At 71.1% G+C, this 20,149-nt stretch carries 17 protein-coding genes; 6 read left to right on the top strand and 11 right to left on the bottom strand.

Annotated elements, in window-relative coordinates; translation table 11 throughout:
• Positions 1-63: 63 nt before the first annotated feature.
• The 3 genes from ACW9TB_RS21475 to ACW9TB_RS21485 all read right to left on the bottom strand — a co-directional run bounded on the left by ACW9TB_RS21475 (position 64) and on the right by ACW9TB_RS21485 (position 2,892).
• Entirely contained in the window at positions 64-540 is a 477-nt protein-coding gene (locus tag ACW9TB_RS21475) for a GNAT family N-acetyltransferase (protein WP_472749816.1), read from the bottom strand.
• An 89-nt stretch (positions 541-629) separates the two neighbouring features.
• Positions 630-1,793: a hypothetical protein gene (locus ACW9TB_RS21480; protein ID WP_472749817.1), complete on the bottom strand. Its 1,164-nt coding sequence runs from the start codon at positions 1,791-1,793 to the stop codon at positions 630-632.
• A complete protein-coding gene (locus tag ACW9TB_RS21485) occupies positions 1,783-2,892 on the bottom strand; it encodes a helix-turn-helix domain-containing protein (RefSeq protein WP_472749818.1) in 1,110 nt (369 codons plus the stop codon). The genes ACW9TB_RS21480 and ACW9TB_RS21485 overlap by 11 nt, the downstream gene beginning before the upstream one ends.
• A gap of 439 nt (positions 2,893-3,331) precedes the next feature.
• Here ACW9TB_RS21485 and ACW9TB_RS21490 point away from each other — a divergent pair, with 439 nt between their 5' ends.
• A complete protein-coding gene (locus ACW9TB_RS21490; protein WP_472749819.1) occupies positions 3,332-3,556 on the top strand; it encodes a hypothetical protein in 225 nt (74 codons plus the stop codon).
• Positions 3,557-3,711: 155 nt separating this feature from the next.
• Here ACW9TB_RS21490 and ACW9TB_RS21495 read toward each other — a convergent pair whose 3' ends face one another.
• Positions 3,712-4,809 (bottom strand): winged helix DNA-binding domain-containing protein, encoded by a 1,098-nt coding sequence (locus tag ACW9TB_RS21495; RefSeq protein WP_472749820.1) that lies wholly within the window; start codon positions 4,807-4,809, stop codon positions 3,712-3,714.
• A 230-nt stretch (positions 4,810-5,039) separates the two neighbouring features.
• Positions 5,040-5,882: an SDR family oxidoreductase gene (locus ACW9TB_RS21500; protein ID WP_472749821.1), complete on the bottom strand. Its 843-nt coding sequence runs from the start codon at positions 5,880-5,882 to the stop codon at positions 5,040-5,042.
• Between the two features lie 62 nt (positions 5,883-5,944).
• Between ACW9TB_RS21500 and ACW9TB_RS21505 the strand changes: the two genes are divergently transcribed.
• Together ACW9TB_RS21505 and ACW9TB_RS21510 are read left to right on the top strand one after the other, a co-directional pair.
• Entirely contained in the window at positions 5,945-6,955 is a 1,011-nt protein-coding gene (locus ACW9TB_RS21505) for a helix-turn-helix transcriptional regulator (protein ID WP_472749822.1), read from the top strand.
• A gap of 435 nt (positions 6,956-7,390) precedes the next feature.
• The gene (locus tag ACW9TB_RS21510; protein ID WP_472749823.1) at positions 7,391-9,544 is read left to right on the top strand and encodes an RICIN domain-containing protein; all 2,154 of its coding nucleotides are present in this window, start codon (positions 7,391-7,393) and stop codon (positions 9,542-9,544) included.
• A 329-nt stretch (positions 9,545-9,873) separates the two neighbouring features.
• Here ACW9TB_RS21510 and ACW9TB_RS21515 read toward each other — a convergent pair whose 3' ends face one another.
• Both ACW9TB_RS21515 and ACW9TB_RS21520 read right to left on the bottom strand, forming a co-directional pair.
• A complete protein-coding gene (locus ACW9TB_RS21515) occupies positions 9,874-10,224 on the bottom strand; it encodes a PRC-barrel domain-containing protein (RefSeq protein WP_472749824.1) in 351 nt (116 codons plus the stop codon).
• A 169-nt stretch (positions 10,225-10,393) separates the two neighbouring features.
• Positions 10,394-10,882: an NUDIX domain-containing protein gene (locus tag ACW9TB_RS21520; protein WP_472749825.1), complete on the bottom strand. Its 489-nt coding sequence runs from the start codon at positions 10,880-10,882 to the stop codon at positions 10,394-10,396.
• A 386-nt stretch (positions 10,883-11,268) separates the two neighbouring features.
• Between ACW9TB_RS21520 and cobF the strand changes: the two genes are divergently transcribed.
• The 3 genes from cobF (at position 11,269) to ACW9TB_RS21535 (ending at position 14,311) form a co-directional block, all read left to right on the top strand.
• Positions 11,269-12,054, top strand: a complete 786-nt coding sequence (gene cobF / locus ACW9TB_RS21525; protein WP_472749826.1) for a precorrin-6A synthase (deacetylating) — start codon at positions 11,269-11,271, stop codon at positions 12,052-12,054.
• Positions 12,055-12,434: 380 nt separating this feature from the next.
• The gene (locus tag ACW9TB_RS21530; RefSeq protein ID WP_472749827.1) at positions 12,435-13,388 is read left to right on the top strand and encodes a putative protein N(5)-glutamine methyltransferase; all 954 of its coding nucleotides are present in this window, start codon (positions 12,435-12,437) and stop codon (positions 13,386-13,388) included.
• A gap of 83 nt (positions 13,389-13,471) precedes the next feature.
• Positions 13,472-14,311, top strand: a complete 840-nt coding sequence (locus tag ACW9TB_RS21535; protein WP_472749828.1) for a pentapeptide repeat-containing protein — start codon at positions 13,472-13,474, stop codon at positions 14,309-14,311.
• Positions 14,312-14,451: 140 nt separating this feature from the next.
• On the opposite strand, the gene ACW9TB_RS21540 is transcribed toward ACW9TB_RS21535, so the two are convergent.
• The 4 genes from ACW9TB_RS21540 to ACW9TB_RS21555 form a co-directional block, all read right to left on the bottom strand.
• The gene (locus ACW9TB_RS21540) at positions 14,452-16,548 is read right to left on the bottom strand and encodes an MMPL family transporter (protein WP_472749829.1); all 2,097 of its coding nucleotides are present in this window, start codon (positions 16,546-16,548) and stop codon (positions 14,452-14,454) included.
• A 440-nt stretch (positions 16,549-16,988) separates the two neighbouring features.
• Positions 16,989-17,651, bottom strand: coding sequence for a response regulator (locus tag ACW9TB_RS21545; protein WP_472749920.1), 663 nt, complete (start codon positions 17,649-17,651; stop codon positions 16,989-16,991).
• Positions 17,648-18,859 carry a sensor histidine kinase gene (locus ACW9TB_RS21550; RefSeq protein WP_472749830.1) on the bottom strand — a complete coding sequence of 404 codons (1,212 nt, stop codon included), beginning with the start codon at positions 18,857-18,859 and terminating at the stop codon, positions 17,648-17,650. The genes ACW9TB_RS21545 and ACW9TB_RS21550 overlap by 4 nt, the downstream gene beginning before the upstream one ends.
• A 56-nt stretch (positions 18,860-18,915) precedes the next feature.
• Positions 18,916-20,142: an MFS transporter gene (locus ACW9TB_RS21555; RefSeq protein ID WP_472749831.1), complete on the bottom strand. Its 1,227-nt coding sequence runs from the start codon at positions 20,140-20,142 to the stop codon at positions 18,916-18,918.
• Positions 20,143-20,149 lie beyond the last annotated feature (7 nt).

The raw sequence follows: 20,149 nt of genomic DNA on the forward strand, positions 1-20,149 counted from the left end.
CTCCCAGCCTAGCGCGACGGCTTCACGATCACCCGTACGACCGTTCCCACGGCCCGCGGGCGCTCACCGCCAGGGGCTCTCGTGTCCCGGGTCGAGGTGCCTGACCATGATCCGGCAGATCTCCGGGCGGAGTTCGCGCCCGCCGCCGGGGTGGTGGACGACCGCCGTCGTGGCCACCTGGCCGTGGGGCCACTCGGTGTACCCCAGGCGGGCGTACAGCCGATGGGCGTCGGGGTTGTCCAGGCCCACGCCGAGGGCGACCTGTTTGTGGCCCAGGTCCCAGAGCCGTCGTTCGGCGGCCCTCAGGAGTCCGGTGCCGATTCCCTCGCCGCGCCGTCCGGCGACGACCTCCAGGTGCGTGATCAGCGCGACGTCCGGCAGGTGGGCACGCAACTCCGGCTCCTCGGCGGTCCCCAGCCAGACGTAGACGTCCCCCACCGCCACGCCGTCCTGCCAGGCGACGAGGAGCACCCCGTGGCCCCTGCTCTGCAGGCCCAGCCTGTCGCTGAAATACCCCTCCTGCCCGAGTGACCGGACCAAGGCGGGAAGATCTCCGTCAGTGGCCTGGCATATGTCGATTTTTCCCACGAACAACACATTCCCGGCTAAATATCCGGTAAATCAAGAGTTCATTTCCATCCGGCATATCCATGCAGGGGGTTCTCGCCGTCCTTGACCAACCACTTCATGGCGTCCGCGGCGTCGGGCCCGAGTACGGGAAAGCGGCGCAGGTGTTCCGCCCACCGGCGGCGGTCCTGCGCCCAGGCTTCGACGTAGGCGACGCAGAACCCGGCCTCGATCCGGCTGAGGCGGCCGAGGGCGGCCAGCAACGAGGCCTCCATCGCCCCCCGGTCCGGTTCGGAACCCGCGGGGAGCCGCCTGACCCGCCGCAACACGTTCTCGATGAACTCCTTCCTCGCGAGCAGGAAGCGGCTCCAGTGCCGTACGTCGGTCGCGCCCCGCCAGCCGGTGCCCGTCCGCTCGTCGAGGAGCCAGTAGATGCCCTCGGCGAGGACGTCACCGAGTTCCTGGTCCCGGGCGCGGGCGGGCCGGTCGAAGGGGTCGTACGGCCGCTGCCTCACCATTCCCGTCACCGCGAGGCGGCGCAGTGACGTGTCGCCCAGCAGGTAGAACCAGTCCTCGTTGTAGACGTTCGGGAAGAACGAGGGGAGACGGGTCGTCTCGACGGCGAGGGCGCCGCCGCCCACGAACGAGTCCTGATGTCCTCCGGTCTGCCGGTGCGCGTGACACACCACCGAGTTGTCGGGATAACCACCGATATGCATGCCCACCACGTCGTAGGTGTCCAGCAGCGCGGCGGCCCGCGCGACCTCCTCGTACCCCCCGACCTCGATGTCGTCGTCCAGGAAGACGATGCGTTTCCAGCCCATCAGGCGGGCGAGGAGGAGTCCCGCGTTCCGTTTCGCGCTGAGGTCGGTCGACCGGTCGAACAGCGTGCCCCTGAGCAGGGAGGTCGTCATGAGGTCGGGCAGGTTCAGCCGGTCCGCGTCGTCGATGTCGATCGCGAGGAACTCCACACCGGCCGGCATGATGGTGGCCGCGAGCCTCGCGCTGCTCCACCTGCGGCTGTGCAGGGAGACCAGGGGGCAGCGCAGCGCGACCGCCAGGCGGATCGCGTGCTCCAGCCAGCGGGGATGCCGGATCGTGGGGACCACGATGGCGTCGACCGTCCCGAGCGCCCGGGGGGCGGAGGTGGTGTCGGGTATGTCGACCAGGTGCCGGTGGGAGCCGTGGTGGTGCTCCGTCGCGACCGGCTTCGTCTCAGTCCCCATCTGCGGGCTTCGCCCACTCGTGCAGCCTGACCGTGTCGAGGTTCCAGTCGGGCGTGATGACGACCTGCCCCTGGATCCTGACCCGCGTGAGGACGCTGTACGACTTCGCGTCGCCGAACCGCGTCCGCAGGAACAGGGCGTTCCTGTCGCGGAACCGCTCGTCGGTCAGTGCCCGGACCGCCCCGTACACGCCTCGGGCGTACATCCCGTTGCAGATGGTCAGCGTGCGCCGGACGTTGTCGGGATTCACGCCGCGATAGAAGAACGCGACGTCCTCCAGCAGTTGCGGGCCCTCGTCCGACTTCCGGACGAGGGGGTGGTGCCTGCGCGTGTCGCCGCCCTCGTCGACCTCGAAGTAGGGCCCTTTCTCACCGGCCCAGTCGGGCACCTGGCGGACCGGTAACTCGATTCTCGCGAGCATGGACGCGGTGACCTTGTTCCAGTCCACACCGCCCAGCAGCACCAGGTGGGTGGTGAGGTCGTCCGACTTCAGGTCCTCGGTCACGCGGATGGTCACCAGGCTCCGGGGGTTCGCGGCCCGGAGATGCCCGTGCAGTTCGAACAGCGCGTCCAGGTCCGAGTATTTGTAGAGCTCGATGTAGTCGGCACTGCTGGGATTCGCGTACGGGATCCTGGCCCGGTCCGATTCGGGGACCTGCGAGCAGATGATCGTGATCGGCCGGCCGTCCGCGAAGTGCCAGGGGCCTTCGCGGAAGGCGTCCGCCGGGACGGCCTTCTCCCCGGCGGGTGTGAGGGCGACCTGTGACCGCAGTGCCTCGTTGCGCAGGCGGGTCAGCTCGTCCAGCAGCGCGGTGCGCCGGTCGTGCTCCTCGGCGGTCAGGTCGGACAGCGGGAGCACGCGGGCCGTTCCCTCCGCGACCGACCGCCTGGTCGCGAAGAACGTCGCGTATCCCTCGATCCTGGACAGGGGCGGGATCTTGGGCGTGTGAACGGACTCCCACGACGAGATCAGCGGAGCGCTGACTCCGAGCGCCTCGCGTAGCTGTGCCTGCGTGATCCGCGTGTCAGGCCATCGGCTGTCACGAAGCTCGCGTAACCGGAGCGCCAGCGCGGTCGGCGCGGAGTTGTCGTCCCTCATCTCAGCCTCATTCATCTGAACTTCAGTCATCCCACTAAACACCAATCCGGGCGCGGGGTCGATGAAGAATCCGCAGCTGAGGCATTACGAAACAGCATGACATGCGAAGACGCGTGCGCGAGAAGACGTCATTCTAGTCAGATTTCTGTGGCCACCGGGAGAGCATCGAGAGATTCAGCGAGGGAATCACTGAATGGAGACAACTTCTCATTAATTAGCTGAAGTTAACTGAAGTCAATCCAAGGAAGCCCGAAGGAGGTGGCCGATGCCGGGTGACTGAGACGGCCCCCGACGTGGCGGCGAGTGGCACCCGACAGGAAATACCGCGAACACCTCCCGGCGAGCCCGATCGCTCATTCACCGGTTCACCGGCTCATCGGTGGAGGTGTCCGCACGGCAAGGTTTCTCACCGAGCGTATCTTCGTACCAGGGAACCCCGATGACAACACTGACGCTTCATCTCACCTCGGCGATGCCGAATCCCGTCGACGGCGGGAACCTGACCCTTCTCATCCTCGCGACCACGATCACGCTGGTGATCGCGGCGATTCGCTGGACGGCCCGGCGGACGCGCGTCGTTCTCGTGATCAGCGGTACGGGCGTCCTGCTCGTGTTCCTCGTCATCCTGGTCATGGCCTATCTGGCCGCTGTCAAAATATTCTGAGGTGGCGAACGCGCGACGGTCCGCGCGTGGCCACACCGGAGTACCGGGCGGGCCGAAGCGCCGGGAACCCCACCGGCCCGGCCCACCGGTTTCGGGCTCCACGGTCCGTGATCCTCCCATCCCGGCAGACCCACCCCGGCGGACCCGGCCGGGCACTATCGGGGGGCGTCGCCGACGGGGTGGAACCTGATGTCGTGGCCGTCGGCGTCCGGGGCCGCGAAGCGCAGCAGGCGGGCGCCCTCCTCGGTCACCGCGCTCTCGTCCTCTCCCGACAGGGGTTCGAAGAGCCTGACCACCAGCGTCGCCGTACCCCTGTCCCGTTTGACGTTCCAGAGCCCGTGGACGAAACCGTCGACGGTCATCGCCGCCTCGACGATGACGTGCCCGCGCCGGTCGTCGGATACCAGGCGGGTCCGGTCGGCGTGGGCGAGCACCACGTTGTCGAGTGCGGCCAGGAAGCGGACGGGAGCCGGAACGCCGGGATCCGGGCGCGGCGCCTCGGGGAGGTCGAACAGCTCCCGCCCGGCCTCGTTACCGAACACCCGCAACCGGGGCCTGAGCCGCTCGACCACCTCTTTCAGCCGGGTCATGCCGCTCCACGCCTGGATGTCCCCGACCGTGGCCGGGCCGAAGGCGGCGAGGTAGCGCACGACCAGTTCCCGTGCCGAGGGCTCGGCGGCGAGCGGCCGTCCGAGCCAGTGCTCGGCGAGGACGAAGGGCGTCGTGCCCCGCCGCCCCCAGGTTCCGTCGGGCGGCGGGTGCACCACCGGCAGCAGGCCCTGTACCGACCTGGCCAGCGCGACGGGGTCGCGTCCCGGCCACCGTCCGGCCAGCGCCCTGCCGAGTTCCGGCCTGGTCAGCGTGTCCCGGCCGAGGATCGTCCGCGCGGCGGCGGCCAGCTCCCCGAGGTCCAGCCCGGCGGTGAACCTGCCGAACCCGCCCTTCTGCCAGCGATCCAGCATCGGCTGCAGCAGTGGCCGGAGCCACAGGTAGTCCTCGGCGGTGACCAGGTGCTGGGTCCCCCGGAACAGCGTCGCGCGCACCACCTCCCGCCGGTGCAGCGCCCCGGTCAGGTCGTCGAGCCGGAAGCCGTCGACCCGGCTCCACAGCCCGATGTACGGCGGGTCGGGATCCTGGGCCTGCAGGCCGACGAGGCGCTCGATCACGGTGAGCGCGGGCACGTCGGCGCGGCGCAGCAGCAGTTGCCGCTCCAGGGTCGCCCGGTTGAGGTCTCGCCGGGTGAGGGTCTCCACGGTGTCCTTCCATCGCTCACGGGGGTGCTCGCCGGTGTTCACGGCACACGACACGAACACCGGCGAGCGACCCGGCACCGCCTGGTTCTCTGGACCGGTGCCGCTTTCAGGCCGTCCACGGCGCGGGACGCCGACGGGCGGCCCGGGTCCCGGCACCGCCGTCCGGCTCCCCGGGCCGGTGCCACTTTCCGGCCGTCCTGCCCGTAGCGCCGTCCGGCCCGGCACCGCCGTCAGGCGCGGAAGGCGGCGGCGTTCTCCCGTACCCACTCCACGAAGGTCCTGGCCGGTTTCCCGGTGACCTTCTCCACGGTGGGGAGTACGGTGTAGCCCGCCTCGGGCGGGTTGGTGCGCATGGTGAGGAAGAACTCGATGTCCTCGTCGGAGTAACCGGTCCGGCGCCACCCCTCGACGACCTCGTCCCTGGTGAGCTCGACGTAGCGCACGTCGCGGCCGAGGACGGCGCCGATCGTGCGCACCTTCTCCGGCGGGGTCAGCGCCTGCGGCCCGGTCAGCCAGTACTCCTGACCGGCGTGGCCGTCGGTGGTCAGCGCGGTCGCGGCGACCGCGGCGATGTCCGCCTCGTGGATCATGGCGCTCCTGGCGTCGGCGAACGCCTCGCGGACGACGCCCTCGTCCCGTACGGACTCCGCCCACTCCAGGGCGTTGGACATGAACTCCACCGGCGACAGGTGCGTCCACTCCAGGCCACCGGCCTCGACGGCCTCCTCCAGCGGGCTCTTCGTCACGTCTCCCTTGAGCACCGTCACCCTGCGCACCCCGGCCTTCCTCGCCAGGTCCACGATCTCCACACCGTTGGTCAGCGGCGCGAAGTCGTCCCCGCCGAAGCTGATCAGGTGCGCGGCGTCGACACCGGAGAAGGCCCCGGACAGGCTCGCGGTGTCGGCCAGGTTGCCCGCCACCACCTCGGCGCCCGCGGGGAGGTTCGCCTTCGCCGGGTTCCGGGTGAGGGCGCGGACCCGGTGTCCCTCGGCCAGCAGCTGCTCGACGAGGGGGCGGCCGACGTTGCCGGTGGCACCGGAGACGAGAACGGTTGTGGGGTTTTCTGTTGTCATGGCGCAGACGCTAGAAGGATTCGCGGTCAACTCCTGTCCGCGATAACTGGAAAAATCGTCTTATGTTGGAGACTTCGGCTCGGCTGCTCCGCCTGCTGGCGTTGCTGCAGGCCCATCGCGACTGGTCGGGTACGGAACTGGCCGGACGGCTGAAGGTGAGCCCGCGGACCGTGCGCCGCGACGTCGACAAGCTGCGGACCCTGGGGTATCCGATCAACGCGACCGGCGGCGTCGGCGGCGGCTACCAGCTGGCCGCGGGCGCCTCGCTGCCTCCGCTGCTGCTCGACGACGAGGAGGCGGTCGCGGTGGCGGTCGGGCTGCGGACGGCGACCTCGGGCGCGGTCACCGGCATCGCCGAGACCTCCGTACGCGCGCTGGCCAAGCTGGACCAGGTGCTGCCCCCGAGGTTGCGCTACCGGGTCAACACGCTGAGCGCGGCCCTGGTGACCATGCCGATGCCCGGCCCCACCGTCGACCCGTCGACGCTGACCGCGATCGCCTCGGCGGTACGCGACCACCGGCGGCTGCGGTTCGACTACGTCTCGCACGAGGGCGCGGAGAGCGTACGGGACGTGGAACCCTACCGTCTGATCAGCGACGGGCGGCGCTGGTATCTCTTCGCCTGGGACACGGAGAGGTCGGACTGGCGCAGGTTCCGCGTCGACAGGTTGTCCCCGCGCGTTCCCACCGGACCCCGCTTCGCGCCCAGGCCGCTTCCCGCCGACGACCTGGCCGGGTATTTCGCCAGGGGCATGACCACGGACCGCCACCGCTACCGGGCGGTGCTCCTCATGCACGGTTCGGCCGGGGCGGTGGCCGACGAGGTTCCCTCCACCATCGGCGTGGTGGAACCCGTGGACGACGACACCTGTGTCCTGCGCATCGGCTCCGACAGCCTCGACCATCTCGCGGTCTGGGTGGCCGCGTTCGGCTTCGAGTTCGAGGTCCGGGAGCCGCCCGAGCTGGTGGAGCACCTGCGGACGCTGACCGCCCGCCTGCGTCGGGCCGCCTGGCGGGATCAAGACGAACCGGCACCGGCATCCGTACCGGACAGGCGCGACGCCGCGCGGTGACCGGGATCCGTCACCGGCCTCACATCGCCGGGGACCCGCGGTGCGAGCTCGCACCACGGCGTCCGCGCAACTACTATTTGTAAACTTTCCTATTGACAAGCCTTCTTGCCGAGTGTTTGATCCGAGTTAATTTTAGAGGTGAAGTTACCGGGGCGCTCCTCCGAGCCGATGGACCGGGGCTCCGGGTCATCACCTCGCCGTACGCACCGGCGGTCCGCGGCGTCAGGAGCGCGCGCACCGCGGCACTCGAAGAGAACCCCAGAGAGAAGAGCCACCGTGACCCCGCAGCACCCCCCACCGCCGCTCCCGAGCACGGTCGCCGCGCAGTCCCCGCAGTCCCCGGCCATCCGGATCCGCCGAGGTACCGGCCGGTCCGGCCGGTTCAGCGGGCCCGGCCGGGAACGACGTGTCACGACGGGATTCCAGGAGGGGCGGATGAGGCACATCCTCATGGCGCTCGCCGTGGTCGCGTCGTTCCTGGTCGTGCTGCCCGGCACCGCGCAGGCCGCCCCGCCGACCGGGCTCACCACCGTGATCAGCCGCAACAGCGGCAAGTGCGTGGACGCGCGGGCCGCCGCGACCGCCAACGGCACCGTCGTCCAGCAGTACGCGTGCAACGGCTCGACCGCCCAGCTCTGGCAGTTCCAGCCGACCAGCGGCGGGTTCTACCGGGTCAACAACGGCAACAACGCCGCCCAGGCGTGGGACGTCGTGAACGTCTCCACCGCCGACAGCGCCCCGATCCAGCTCTGGTCGTACTCTGGCGGCAACAACCAGCAGTGGCAGGCCGTGGAGGAACCCGGCGGCTTCTACCACTTCGTCAACCGGCACAGCGGCAAGTGCCTCGACGTGCCGGGCGCCTCGATCGGGGACAGTGTGCAGTTCCAGCAGTACACGTGCAACGGCACGACCGCCCAGTCCTTCAGCCTGGGCAACCCGCCGCCGACCGGGAACAACCCCGACCTCGGCCCGAACGTGAGCATCTTCGACCCGTCGACGCCCACGGCGACCATCCAGGCCAGGCTCAACTCGGTCTTCGGCCAGCAGCAGACCAACCAGTTCGGCGGCAACCGCTTCGCCCTGCTGTTCAAGCCCGGCTCGTACTCGGTGGACGCCAACATCGGCTTCTACACGCAGGTCGCCGGGCTCGGCCTGTCGCCCGACAACGTCACCATCAACGGCACCGTGCACGCCGAGGCCGACTGGTTCCAGGGCAACGCGACCCACAACTTCTGGCGCGGCGCCGAGAACCTGTCGGTCACCCCGCCCTCCGGCACCGACCGCTGGGCGGTCTCGCAGGCCGCCTCGTACCGGCGGATGCACCTGCGCGGCAACCTGCAGCTCGACGACGGCGGCTGGTCGAGCGGCGGCTTCATCGCCGACTCGAAGATCGACGGCCAGGTCAGGTCGGGCTCGCAGCAGCAGTGGCTGTCGCGCAATGCCGAGTGGGGCAGCTGGACCGGTTCCAACTGGAACATGGTGTTCGTGGGCGTCAACAACCCGCCCGCGGGCAACTTCCCGAACCCGCCGTACACCAGGGTCGCGACCACGCCGGTCGTGCGGGAGAAGCCGTTCCTGTACGTCGACCAGGCCGGCGCCTACCAGGTGTTCGTACCGGCGCTGCGGACCAACTCCTCCGGCACGACGTGGTCCGGCGGCAACCCGGCGGGCACCTCGATCCCGATCGACCAGTTCTTCATCGTCAAGCCCGGCCACACCGCGGCGAACATCAACGCGGCGCTCGCCCAGGGGCTGAACCTGCTGTTCACCCCGGCCGTCTACCACCTCAACGACACGATCAGGGTGACCCGGGCCAACACCGTCGTGCTCGGCCTGGGCCTGGCCACGGTGATCCCCGACAACGGCGTGACCGCCATGACCGTCGCCGACGTGGACGGCGTCAAGGTCGCCGGGCTGCTGATCGACGCGGGCACGACCAACTCGGCCACGCTGATGCAGGTCGGCCCCTCCGGATCGTCGGCGAGCCACGCCGCCAACCCGACGTCGCTGCACGACGTGTACTTCCGGGTCGGCGGCGCGGCCGTCGGCAAGGCCACCCAGAGCCTCGTCGTCAACAGCAACAACGTGATCGGCGACCACCTGTGGATCTGGCGCGGCGACCACGGCAGCGGCATCGGATGGAACACCAACACCGCCGCCAACGGGCTCACCGTCAACGGCAACGACGTCACGATGTACGGCCTGTTCGTCGAGCACTACCAGCAGCACCAGACCGTCTGGAACGGCAACGGCGGCCGGACGTACTTCTACCAGAACGAGATGCCCTACGACCCGCCCAACCAGGCCGCCTGGATGAACGGGAGCACGCAGGGCTACGCCGCGTACAAGGTGGCCAACACGGTCACCACACACGAGGCGTGGGGCCTGGGCAGCTACTGCTACTTCAACGTCAACCCGGGGGTCGTGGCGGCCCGCGCGTTCGAGGTGCCGAACACACCGGGGGTCCGCTTCCACAACATGGTGACGGTCTCGCTCGGCGGTGTCGGCACGATCCGCAACATCATCAACACCACGGGCGGCCCGTCCAACTCAAGCACCAACGTGGCCAACCTGGTCAACTACCCCTGATCACCTCTCCCGCCGCGTTCCGGAACCGCTTCCAGGATCTGGAACGCGGCGTCCGGCCCCGCGCGAGGACCGCGTGGTGGCGTACGGGCGATCGGGAGACCAGCCGGAGCGGTCATGGATGAGAGCCGCTCCCGGCCAGGAGGCGGGCGCTCCCGTAGGGACGGCGGGACGCCCGGCTCCTGGCTTTTCAGCTTCCGGCTTTTCGGCTTCGGGCTTGCGGCTCTGGCTTCTGGCTTCGGGTTCCCGCTCGAGTTTCCGGCTGCCGTAAGGGCGCGGAACGGAAAACGAGCCCCTCCCCGGGTGGGGAGGGGCTCGTTGACGATCAACGATTACGGCGTGCCGGGGCCGTAGTAGCCGCCCAGCTTGTCGCGGTAGTCGGGCTCCTTGTAGGTCGCCTCGTCGTACTCCGGCGCATCCTTGATCTCCTGCTTGGTGCGCGAGACGTAGATCTTGCGCTCCTGCGGGTCGATCTGGTGCACGGTACCGGCCGGCAGAACCACCTTCTTGCCGAAAATCCAGAAACCGGTGTCGACGACGATGTAGCTGTCACCTACCGCGTTGCTCTCCTCGTCCACCGAACCGATCTTGCCGTCGGTGGCCTCCACGTCGAACCCCACGAGATCCAGCGTCTGCTCGCCGCTGTAGGCCTCGGGGCGGTAACTCCACACGTTCTCCGTCATGGCGTTTCTCCTCGTCAGCGAAGGTTGGGACTCTCCTCTACTGCCCGCCGCGCCCGCGCTAAACAAACCGTGGGAAATCCTGGGCCGCCCCGGGGGAGTCTTTGACGGTCGCGCCGCCCCTCCCCCCGAGGTCGGAGACCGGATCCACCGCCGCCGACGACCGCCGTAATCAGCTCGCGGCGAAGTACTCCGCCACGATCCGGGTGTGCAGCGGGAACGCCAGCTCTCGCGGCCCGTCGATCAGCAGCCACTCCGTCGTCTCGGCCGTCGGCACGACCGGCGGGAGGTCCGCCGCGCCGACCTTCGGCCCCAGGGCGAAGACCAGCACGGTGCCGTCGGGGGCGCTGAGCACGTCGAGGAGCCGCACACCGTCCGCGTCGACGACGACACCCGTCTCCTCACGCAACTCCCGGACGGCCGCCTGCTGCCAGGACTCGCCCACGTCGACGAAACCACCGGGCAGGGCGAGACCGCCCCGGTGCGGTTCGACGTCACGACGGACCACCAGCAGGCCGTCGTCCACCGGCAGCACCATCACCGCGACCGGCAGCGGGTTGAGATAGGAGGTGTTCCCGCAGCTGGAGCAGGTACGCGGCCATGCCTGGCCGGGGGCGAAGGCTCCGCCGCAGAAGGAGCAGTGCGAGTTCCTGGTCGTCACGATCGCGAGATTAGACCAGAACGAGGTCCTGGCTCCCGCTTTCCCGTCCTTAACCGGGAATCCACCCGGTACGAGCCGGTACGAGGCAGTGCCTCGCGCTTTCACCCGGAGATCCGGACCGGGACGAGGCGGTGGCCGGTGTTCTCACCCGGGGATCCGGACCGGGGCGATGGGCCGCGCTTTCACCCGGAGGTCCGGGACGAGGCGGTGACCTGTTTTTCATCCGGGGATCCGCCAGGAGATCCAGACCGGGGCGATGGGCCGCGCTTTCATCCGGAGATCCGGGACGAGGTGGTGGCCCGTGTTTTTGGTGGCCGTCGCCGGGGATCGCGTCAAGGTGGCGCCCGGCGCGACGTGCCCTTCACCCGGAGGGCAGACTTTCCCGCGTGAAGCGAATCCTCATCATCGGCATCGGCGCGGGAAACCCCGATCACCTCACCCTCCAGGCGGTCAAGGCCATCTCGGCGACCGACGTGTTCTTCGTCCTCGACAAGGGAGAGGCCAAGCACGACCTCGTCCAGCTCCGGCAGGACCTCGTCGACGCGCACGCCCGCCCTTCGTACCGGCTGGTCGAGGCCCGCGACCCCGAGCGCGACCGGACCACCCCCGCCTACGCGGGCGCGGTGGAGGACTGGCGGTCGCGCCGCGCCGACATCTACGAGCGGCTCGTCCGCGACGAGCTGGGCGACGACGAGACCGGCGCGTTCCTCGTCTGGGGCGACCCCTCCCTCTACGACAGCACGCTGGCCATCGTCGAGGAGGTCCTCGGCCGGGGCACGGTCCGGTTCGAGTACGACGTCGTACCGGGTATCAGCAGCGTGTCCGCGCTGGCCGCCCGGCACCGTACCAGCCTGACCCAGGTCGCACGGCCCCTGCACATCACCACCGGCCGCCGCCTGTCCGAGGAGGGCCCCGGCGAGTCCGACGACATCGTCGTCATGCTCGACGCCCGCCACGCCTTCGCCTCCCTGCCCGACACCGCCGACTTCGAGATCTACTGGGGCGCCTACCTGGGCACCCCCGACGAGATCCTGGTGGCCGGGCCGGTCGAGGAGGTCGCCGACCGGATCCGCGACGTCCGTACCGAGGCCAGGGAGCGCAAGGGCTGGATCATGGACACCTACCTGCTGAGGCGGCTTCCGCACGTGGAGCGTCCCGGATCTCCCTCCTGACCGGTCGTCGCGGACGCGAGGGTGTCCGGCCCGGCCGTCGCGAGCCGGGAGCGGACACCCCCGCCCCGGCTCCACAGCTCCACAGCTCCACGGCTTCCCGGCTCACGGCTCACGGCTCACGGCTCACGGCTCCATAGTCTCGGCGGTACGGCCGAGGCGCGGGCCGGTCCTTCCCTTCGGCAGGAGCCGGGGAGGTCGCCTCGCCATAAGGTGTTTGTGCGGGAGGTCGGCTCGGGTAGTGTTGCCCTCCAGCAATGGACGTGATCGAGGAGGTGAGACCCATTACCGCTGTGTCAGGTCGGGTGCTCCCATCTCACGGTCGCGCGGTTCTTCCGACGTAGGTGACCGAGGGAGCCCCATCGGCATCCCGAAAGGCTCCAATGTCGGCTTTACCGTCATTTCTCCCCCAATCCGTCATCGTCACCAGGCTCCGGGCCGCCGGTTGTGTCTTCGCCGAGGACGAGGCGCGGTTGCTCGTCTCCACGGCGCGGACGCCGTCCGACCTCGTCGCCATGGTCGACCGGCGGGTCTCCGGTCTGCCCCTCGAACACGTTCTCGGCTGGGCGGAGTTCTGCGGGCTGCGGATAGCCGTGGACACCGGGGTCTTCGTTCCCCGCCGCCGCACCGAGCTCCTCGTCCACCAGGCCGTCGCCCTCGCCCGCCGGACCACCGGGCCCGCCACGCCCGCCGCCCTCCCCCGCCCGGTCACCGTTCCCGCCGTTCCCGTCGGTATCACTGTTCCCGGAGACCTCTCCGGTCCCACCGGTCAGGCCCTCGATCGGCCGTGGATCGTCGTCGATCTGTGCTGCGGTTCCGGCGCGGTGGGTGCCGCGCTGGTCGCGGCCCTGGACCGGGTCGAGTTGCACGCCGTCGACATCGACCCCGCCGCGGTGCGCTGTGCCCGGCGCAACGTCACCGATGGCCGGGTGTACGAGGGCGATCTCTACGAGCCGCTGCCCGCCACCCTGCGGGGCCGCGTCGACATCATGACCGCCAACGCGCCCTACGTGCCCACGGGGGCGATCGAGCTGCTGCCCCCGGAGGCCCGTGTCCACGAACCGCGAGTGGCGCTCGACGGTGGCGCGGACGGGCTGGAGATCCAGCGCCGGGTGACCGCCGAGGCGGCGCGGTGGCTGGCACCGGGCGGCCACCTGCTGATCGAGACAAGCGAACGCCAGGCGCCACAGACCGCCGAGGCCTTCGCCCGCAACGGGCTGATCCCGCGCGTGGTCGATTCCGAGGAGCTGGACGCCACCGTGGTCGTCGGGACCATGCCCGCCCTCCATCCGCCGCGCGGTCCCGTCCGTGATCAGGAGATGGGCGGGGTCGGGTAGGGTTCACTGGTGAAATCGCTGTTCACAGCCATTTTCGATGGCTGTGAACAGCACGTCCGCCCCCGTACAGGAGATCCCGCACAGTGTCCGAGAGCCGCGAAAAAGCAGCCCCCTCCCCGGGGGGAGATCGCGCCGATCTGCGCGCCGACTGCGCGAGCTGCTTCGCGCTGTGCTGTGTGGTGCCCGCCTTCTCGGCCTCCTCGGACTTCGCGATCGACAAGAAGGCCGGGCAGGCCTGTCCCAACCTGCGGACGGACTTCCGCTGCGGCATCCACACGCGCCTCAGGGAGAAGGGCTTCCGGGGCTGCACCGTCTACGACTGCTTCGGCGCCGGGCAGAAGGTCTCCCAGGTCACCTTCGGCGGGCAGGACTGGCGACGGGCGCCTCGGACCGCGAAGCAGATGTTCGGGGTGTTCCCGGTCATGCGGGACCTCCACGAATTGCTCTGGTATTTGACCGAGGCGCTGACACTGCGGCCCGCCCTGCCTATCCACGGTGAGCTCGGCCTCGCGCTGGAGAGGACCGAACGCCTCACCCGCGACAGCCCCGACGCTCTCGTACGGCTGGACGTGGCGGCGCACCGGCGGGAGGTCAACGCCCTGCTGCTGCGGACGAGCGAGCTCGTGCGCGCCGGAGCCGGGCGCGGGAAGAAGGATCGCAGGGGCGCCGACCTCATCGGGGCCAAGCTCAAGGGTGCCGACCTGAGAGGGGCCAACCTGAGGGGTGCCTATCTCATCGGGGCCGACCTCAGAGGCGCCGACCTGAGGACGGCCGACCTCATCGGGGCCGACCTCAGGGGTGCCGACCTCTCGGGCGCCGACCTCACCGGGAGCCTCTTCCTGATCCAGTCCCAGCTGGACGCGGCGAAAGGCGACGCCAGGACCATCCTGCCACCGTCACTCACCCGACCGGCCCACTGGTAGCCACCGCCCCCACCCACCCGACGCCCCGGCCGCCCGCTCACCGGCGGCCCCGACGGCCCGGCTCATCCAACCGGCTCCGGCCCGCCGGTGGTCACCGCCGCTCACCGCCCACCCGACGCCCCGGTCGCCCGGCCGCCCGCTCAGCCGACCGGCTCACCGGTGACCGCTCGCGCTCTCCCGCCCGGCTCGGCGGCGGCGCGCCTGCCGCCTCCGGGGAACCACCAGTTGCGGTCGCCGAGCAGTTCCATCGCCGACGGCACCAGAAGCAGACGGACCACGGTGGCGTCGATGAGGACGGCCGCCGCCAGGCCGACGCCCAGGATCCGGAGCGGCCTGTCGTCGAACGTGCCGAACGCGGCGAACACACAGAACATGATCGCGGCAGCCGCGGTGATCACCCGCGCCGTCGCCGCCAGGCCCTCGGTGACCGCGCGGCTGTTGTCGCGGGTACGGACGTATTCCTCCTGGATCCTGGAGAGCAGGAACACCTCGTAGTCCATGGTCAGCCCGAACGTCACCACGAACAGCATCATCGGCACCCACGCGTCGATCGGGCCGCCGGTGCCGAGGCCGAGCACGTCCCACTGGAAGATCGCGACGACCACGCCGTAGGAGGCGCCGATCGACAGCAGGTTCACCACGATGGCCTTCAGCGGCACCACCAGGCTGCGGAAAACCGGCACCAGCAGCGCGAACGAGGCGAGCAGCACCGCGCCGACCACCCAGGGCAGCCGGTCGAAGGAGTGCTCGGCGAAGTCGATGCCCGCCGCCGTACCGCCGGTGACCAGGACGGGGCCGGACAACGCGGCGCGCAGCGTGTGGATCAGGTCGGTGGTGGCCTCCTCCTGCGGGCCCGTCTTCGGTACGACCAGGGCGGTCCGCTCGTCCAGCGCGGTCACCCCGGCCACGCCCGGCGTGCTGGCGGCCTGGGCGACCGCCCGGCCCAGGGGTTCGGCGGAGACCAGTACGAGCGGGCCCTCCGTACCGGGGCCGAAACCGTTGGCGAGCAGTTCGTGGGCGCGGCGGGTGGTGTCGGAGACCGGCCGGTTGCCCGCGTCCGACCAGCCGAAACGCAGGCTCGCCGCGGGCAGCGCGAGCCCGAGGAGCAGTCCGAGCGCGAGGACACCGGCCACGAGGGGACGGCGCTGCACGCCCCTGCTCCACCTGCGGGCCGACGAGCCGGTGGCCCCGCGGCGGTGCGGCAGGGAGAAGCGGTCGACGCGGGTGCCGAGGAGGCCGAGCAGGGCGGGCAGCAGGGTGAGGGCGGTGAGCATCACCATGAGTACGCCGCACCCGGCGGCCAGGGCGATGCCGCCGCCCAGCGAGGGTCCGAGGAACAGGATGCCCGCGCCGGTGATGATCACCGTGATTCCGGCGAACAGCACCGACCTGCCCGCGGTGGTCATCGCCCGCACCACGGCGTCCTCGACGGTGAGGCCCTCCCCCAGCGAGGTACGGAAGCGGGTGACGACGAGCAGCGCGTAGTCGATGCCCACGCCGAGGCCGAGCATGATGGTCACGTACACGGCGAATCCCGGCGTGGAGACGACGTTCCCCAGCAGCGAGAGCAGGGAGACGGCGCAGACCACCCCGGTCACGCCCGTCAGCAGCGGCAGTGCCGTCGCGATCAGCGACCTGAACGCGATGAGCAGGATCACCGCGGCGGCCAGCAGTCCGATGCCCTCGGTGAGACCGCCGGGGGTGAAGTCGGCGAAGTCGTCACCGGCCAGCTCGGCCGTGAGAACGGGGGTGCCGGGACTGCCGGGAAGCGTGGGAGGACGGAAGGCGTCGCGCACCTCCTTGAGCTTCGTGGCGCTCTCCTGGCCGGTGTGACGGATCGGGACGGTGGCGACGGTGCCGTCCGGGGACACCTGCTCGTAGGGGGCTTCCGAAGGCTGCTGGGGTCGCGAGCCCCCGGCAGGTGTCCGGGCGGCGACCGTCACGCCGGGGACGGTGTTCATACGGGTGATCAGGGCGGTGACCGCCTGCCGTACCTCGGGGGCGCGCACGCCCGCCGGTGCGGACACCACGAGCCTGCCCTGGGGCTCGGCGGGACGGTCACCGAGCAGGTCCGCGGCCCGCTGGCTCTCCGAACCGGGGAGCGTGAAGTCGTCGGCCGTGGCGCCGGGCGCGCGGGCGGCGCCCACGACGAGGGCCGCGGCCAGGGCCAGCCAGGCGAGCAGCACCAGCCATCCGTGGCGGGCGCAGAAGCGGGCCAGGGAGTTGAGGGATGTCATGGCCCCGACGCTAGGAACGGGCACCGCCCGCGGTCGTCCACCCGGCGCGGGCGACGTCCTACCGCACCGGCGGTAGGACACGGACCCCCGGGGATTCGCTCATTCCGCTCATGGGACCGCGCCGCCGCCCTGGCCAACCTTCGGCCGACGCCTTGACCGACACCACCCCGGCCTAACGACACCTCGATCTACGCCACCCCAACCGGCCGACGTCATGCCCCAGGCCACCCCACCTGGCCGACACCTCGGCCACCGGCACCTCGACCGGCCGACACCTTGGCTCGTCGGCACCCGGCCTACCGGCACCTCCACCAGCGCCACCCCAACCGACCTGCCGACCTCTTGAGCTGCCGACATCTCGACCAAAACCACCCCGGCCTACCAACACCTCCACCAACGCCACCCGGCCTACCGGCACCCCGACCCATCGGCACCCTGGTTTACCGGTGTTTCGGCAGGCCGGGGCGGACCAGGCCGCTTTCGTAGCCCAGGACGACGAGCTGTGCCCTGTCGTGCACGGCCAGCTTCGCCATCATGCGGTTGACGTGCGTCTTCACCGTGGCGGGGCTCATGTGCAGACGCTCGGCGATCTGGAGGTTGCTCAGCCCCCCGGCGACCCCGGCCAGCACCTCGCGCTCGCGATCGGTCAGCGGCGCCAGCCTGGCCCGGCCGGGCGCGGGATCGGGCCTGGCCGAGAACTCCTCGATGAGCCGCCGGGTGACGCCCGGCGACAGCAGCGCGTCTCCCCTGGCGGCGACGCGTACGGCGTGGCGCAGCTCGGCCGGTTCCGCGTCCTTGACCAGGAAACCGCTGGCCCCAGAACGGAGCGCCTCGTAGACGTACTCGTCGAGGTCGAAGGTGGTGACCACGACCACCTTGGCGCCGCCCGCCGCCACGATCCTGCGGGTGGCCTCCAGCCCGTCGATCTCCGGCATGCGGATGTCCATCAGCACGACGTCGGGGCGGAGTTCGGCAGCCAGCCGCACGGCTTCGCGGCCGTTGGCGGCCTCACCGAGCACGGTGAGATCCTCCTCCGCGTCGAGCAGGGCGCGCAGGCCCGCGCGGACCAGCGGCTGGTCGTCGGCGAGCAGGACGGTGATCACGCCGGGAGCCACGCGGCGACCTGGAAACCGCCCTCGGGCCGGTCTCCGACGACGAGCCGCCCGCCGACCGCGGCCACCCGCTCCGCCATCCCCGCCAGCCCGTGCCCCCCGCGGATCCCGGCGTCGCCACCCCGCTCGTATCCGGTCTCGTACCCGGCGCGGATCCCGTCGCCGCCGACCGGTCCGTATCCGGCGCCCGGCGCGCGCGGACCGACCGGCTGGGGCATGCCGCTCCCCTGGCCGTCGTCGTCCACCTGGATGGTCACGCCGCCGGTCTCGAAGCTCAACCGGACCCGCGCCGTGCTCGCCTTCGCGTGACGCATGGTGTTGGTGAGCGCCTCCTGCACGATCCGGTACGCGGTCAGGTCCACCACGGGGGCCAGCGCCCGCCGCTCCCCCGCGACCTCGAACTCCACCGGCAGGCCCGCGGCGGCGACCAGCTCCTCCAGCTGCCCGGCGCCCGGCATCGGCCACCTTCCCTCGGGCCCGTCCTCGCGCAGGACCCCGAGGACGCCCTTCATCTCCGCCAGGGCCTCACGGCTGGCCGTACGGATCACCGACAGCGCCTCCCTGGCCGCCTCGGGGCCACCGGAGCGGTCGATCGCCTCCACGGCGACGGCGGCGTGCAGCGCGATCAGCGACACGGTGTGGGAGGTGACGTCGTGCAGTTCCCTGGCGACCTTGAGCCGCTCCTCCCGCCCCCGCCCGCGCGCCATCTCCTCACGGGTGCGTTCGGCCTCGACCATCCGCCGCTCCACCTCGGCGGCGTGCTCGTGGCGGGTCCTGGACACCTCGGCGAGCTGCCCGACCACCACCGCGATGAGCGCCCACAGCAGCAGGCCGGTGAGGTTGTCGAGGGTCCTGTCGACGAGCACGGCGCCCGAGGGGACCGCGACGAGGAAACCCGCGCCCGCCCAGCCCAGTGCCCGGCGGCCCGAGGAGATCGTCGCGAACACGGCGATCAGCGCGGGGACCGGCCACAGCGCGTAGGCGTAGCCGAGGGTGAAGACGGCCGCCGCCGAGGCCGCGCAGACCGCCAGGCTGAACCCGGGCCGCTCGCCCAGCCTGACCAGGCCGAGCACCGTCAGGGCCAGCAGCGCGCAGCCGAGGACGTCGAGCGGCCGGGCATCGGGCTGGTTGCCGTAGGCCATGACCGAGGAGAACCCGACGACCACGGCCATCGCGGCCACCAGCGCGAACCTGTTCACCCCCGCACCCTAGTTCCGCCCGGCGGGCCGGGACATCCCCCCGTGGCGGTAGCCGCCTACCGCCGGGGGTGCACGCCCGGACGGCCGGGCCCTCGTCGCGACCCGCCGCCTGCCCCCGCCTCCACGGGGCGGGTCAGGGCGCGGTACAGGCACGCGGTCGCCACCAGCGACGCGACCCCCGCCAGCGCCATCGCCGTGGAGACCGGTACGAACTCGGCCAGCGTCCCCGTTCCCGAGGCCGCCAGCGCCTGGCCCGCCAGTGTGCCGCTGCCCGCCAGCCCGAGCGCCTGCCCCCTGATGCGCTCGGGCACCGCCGCCACGTAACGCTCCTGCGTGCCCAGGTGCCCGGCGAACCCGAAGGAGGCCACCGCCACCAGCGCCGTCGCGGCCCACGTGCCCGGTGACAGCACGAAGAAGAGGTACGGCACCGCCAGCAGCGTGAACAGCGGCACCGCCAGCCTGACCCGCCGCTCGGGCGTGGTCCACCGGCCGACCACGAGGTCACCCGCGAGCATGCCCCCGGCCGCCGCGATGAACAGCGCCCCCGCCGCCGAGCCGCCCGCGTACGGCACGTAGAGCGCCTCCGCCCCGACGATCAGTCCGTTCGGCACCCACTGCACGAGCAGCAGCCCGCGGAGCCGCCGGTCGCCCAGCAGTTCCCCGTTCACCGCCCGGATCTGCCGCCAGGTCTGCCGCCCCGACACCCTCGGCGGCCTGGCCCGCAGTCCCAGCCGCTGCGTGAGCGCGACCAGGGCGCCCAGCGCCGCGCCCGACCACAGCGCCGCGTACGGCCCGGCCGCGGCCATCAGCGTCCCGCCGAGGGCAAATCCGGCGATCTGCGTGGCGCCGACCGCGATGTTCAGCGCCGAACGGCCCAGCACGTAGCCGTTGCCCGGCAGCAGGTCGGCCAGCAGCGCCTGGCGCGCGCCGTTCGCGACGGCGTCGAACAGCCCGCACGCCATGACCAGCGCCAGCATCCCCCACACCGGCAGCACCCCGAGGGCGAGCGTCGCGACCGCGACCGCCCTGGCCAGCGCCCACGAGACCAGGAGCGCGCGGGGCGGCAGCCTGTCGGCCAGCCCGCCGAGCGTCAGTGCGCCGACGGCCTGCGGCAGGAAACCCGCGAGGTAGGCCAGCGCGGCCAGGAACGGCGAGCCGGTGTGGGCGTACACGAGCGTGGACAGCGCCAGGCTCTCCATGGTCTTGCCCACGACGCTCACGGCCTGCGCGGCGAACAGCGTCCTGAACTGGCCGACGGCGAAGATCTCCCGATAGGTGTTCACGTACCGG

The sequence above is a fragment of the Streptosporangium sp. H13245 genome (assembly GCF_055690525.1).

What these genes read in the sequence shown, in the direction of transcription:
- ACW9TB_RS21505 (WP_472749822.1), top strand. Translation starts at nt 5,945, where the DNA reads ATGTTGGAGACTTCGGCTCGGCTGCTCCGCCTGCTGGCGTTGCTGCAG.
- ACW9TB_RS21500 (WP_472749821.1), bottom strand. Translation starts at nt 5,882, where the DNA reads ATGACAACAGAAAACCCCACAACCGTTCTCGTCTCCGGTGCCACCGGC.
- ACW9TB_RS21480 (WP_472749817.1), bottom strand. Translation starts at nt 1,793, where the DNA reads ATGGGGACTGAGACGAAGCCGGTCGCGACGGAGCACCACCACGGCTCC.
- ACW9TB_RS21490 (WP_472749819.1), top strand. Translation starts at nt 3,332, where the DNA reads ATGACAACACTGACGCTTCATCTCACCTCGGCGATGCCGAATCCCGTC.
- ACW9TB_RS21485 (WP_472749818.1), bottom strand. Translation starts at nt 2,892, where the DNA reads ATGAGGGACGACAACTCCGCGCCGACCGCGCTGGCGCTCCGGTTACGC.
- ACW9TB_RS21540 (WP_472749829.1), bottom strand. Translation starts at nt 16,548, where the DNA reads ATGACATCCCTCAACTCCCTGGCCCGCTTCTGCGCCCGCCACGGATGG.
- ACW9TB_RS21510 (WP_472749823.1), top strand. Translation starts at nt 7,391, where the DNA reads ATGAGGCACATCCTCATGGCGCTCGCCGTGGTCGCGTCGTTCCTGGTC.
- ACW9TB_RS21515 (WP_472749824.1), bottom strand. Translation starts at nt 10,224, where the DNA reads ATGACGGAGAACGTGTGGAGTTACCGCCCCGAGGCCTACAGCGGCGAG.
- ACW9TB_RS21530 (WP_472749827.1), top strand. Translation starts at nt 12,435, where the DNA reads ATGTCGGCTTTACCGTCATTTCTCCCCCAATCCGTCATCGTCACCAGG.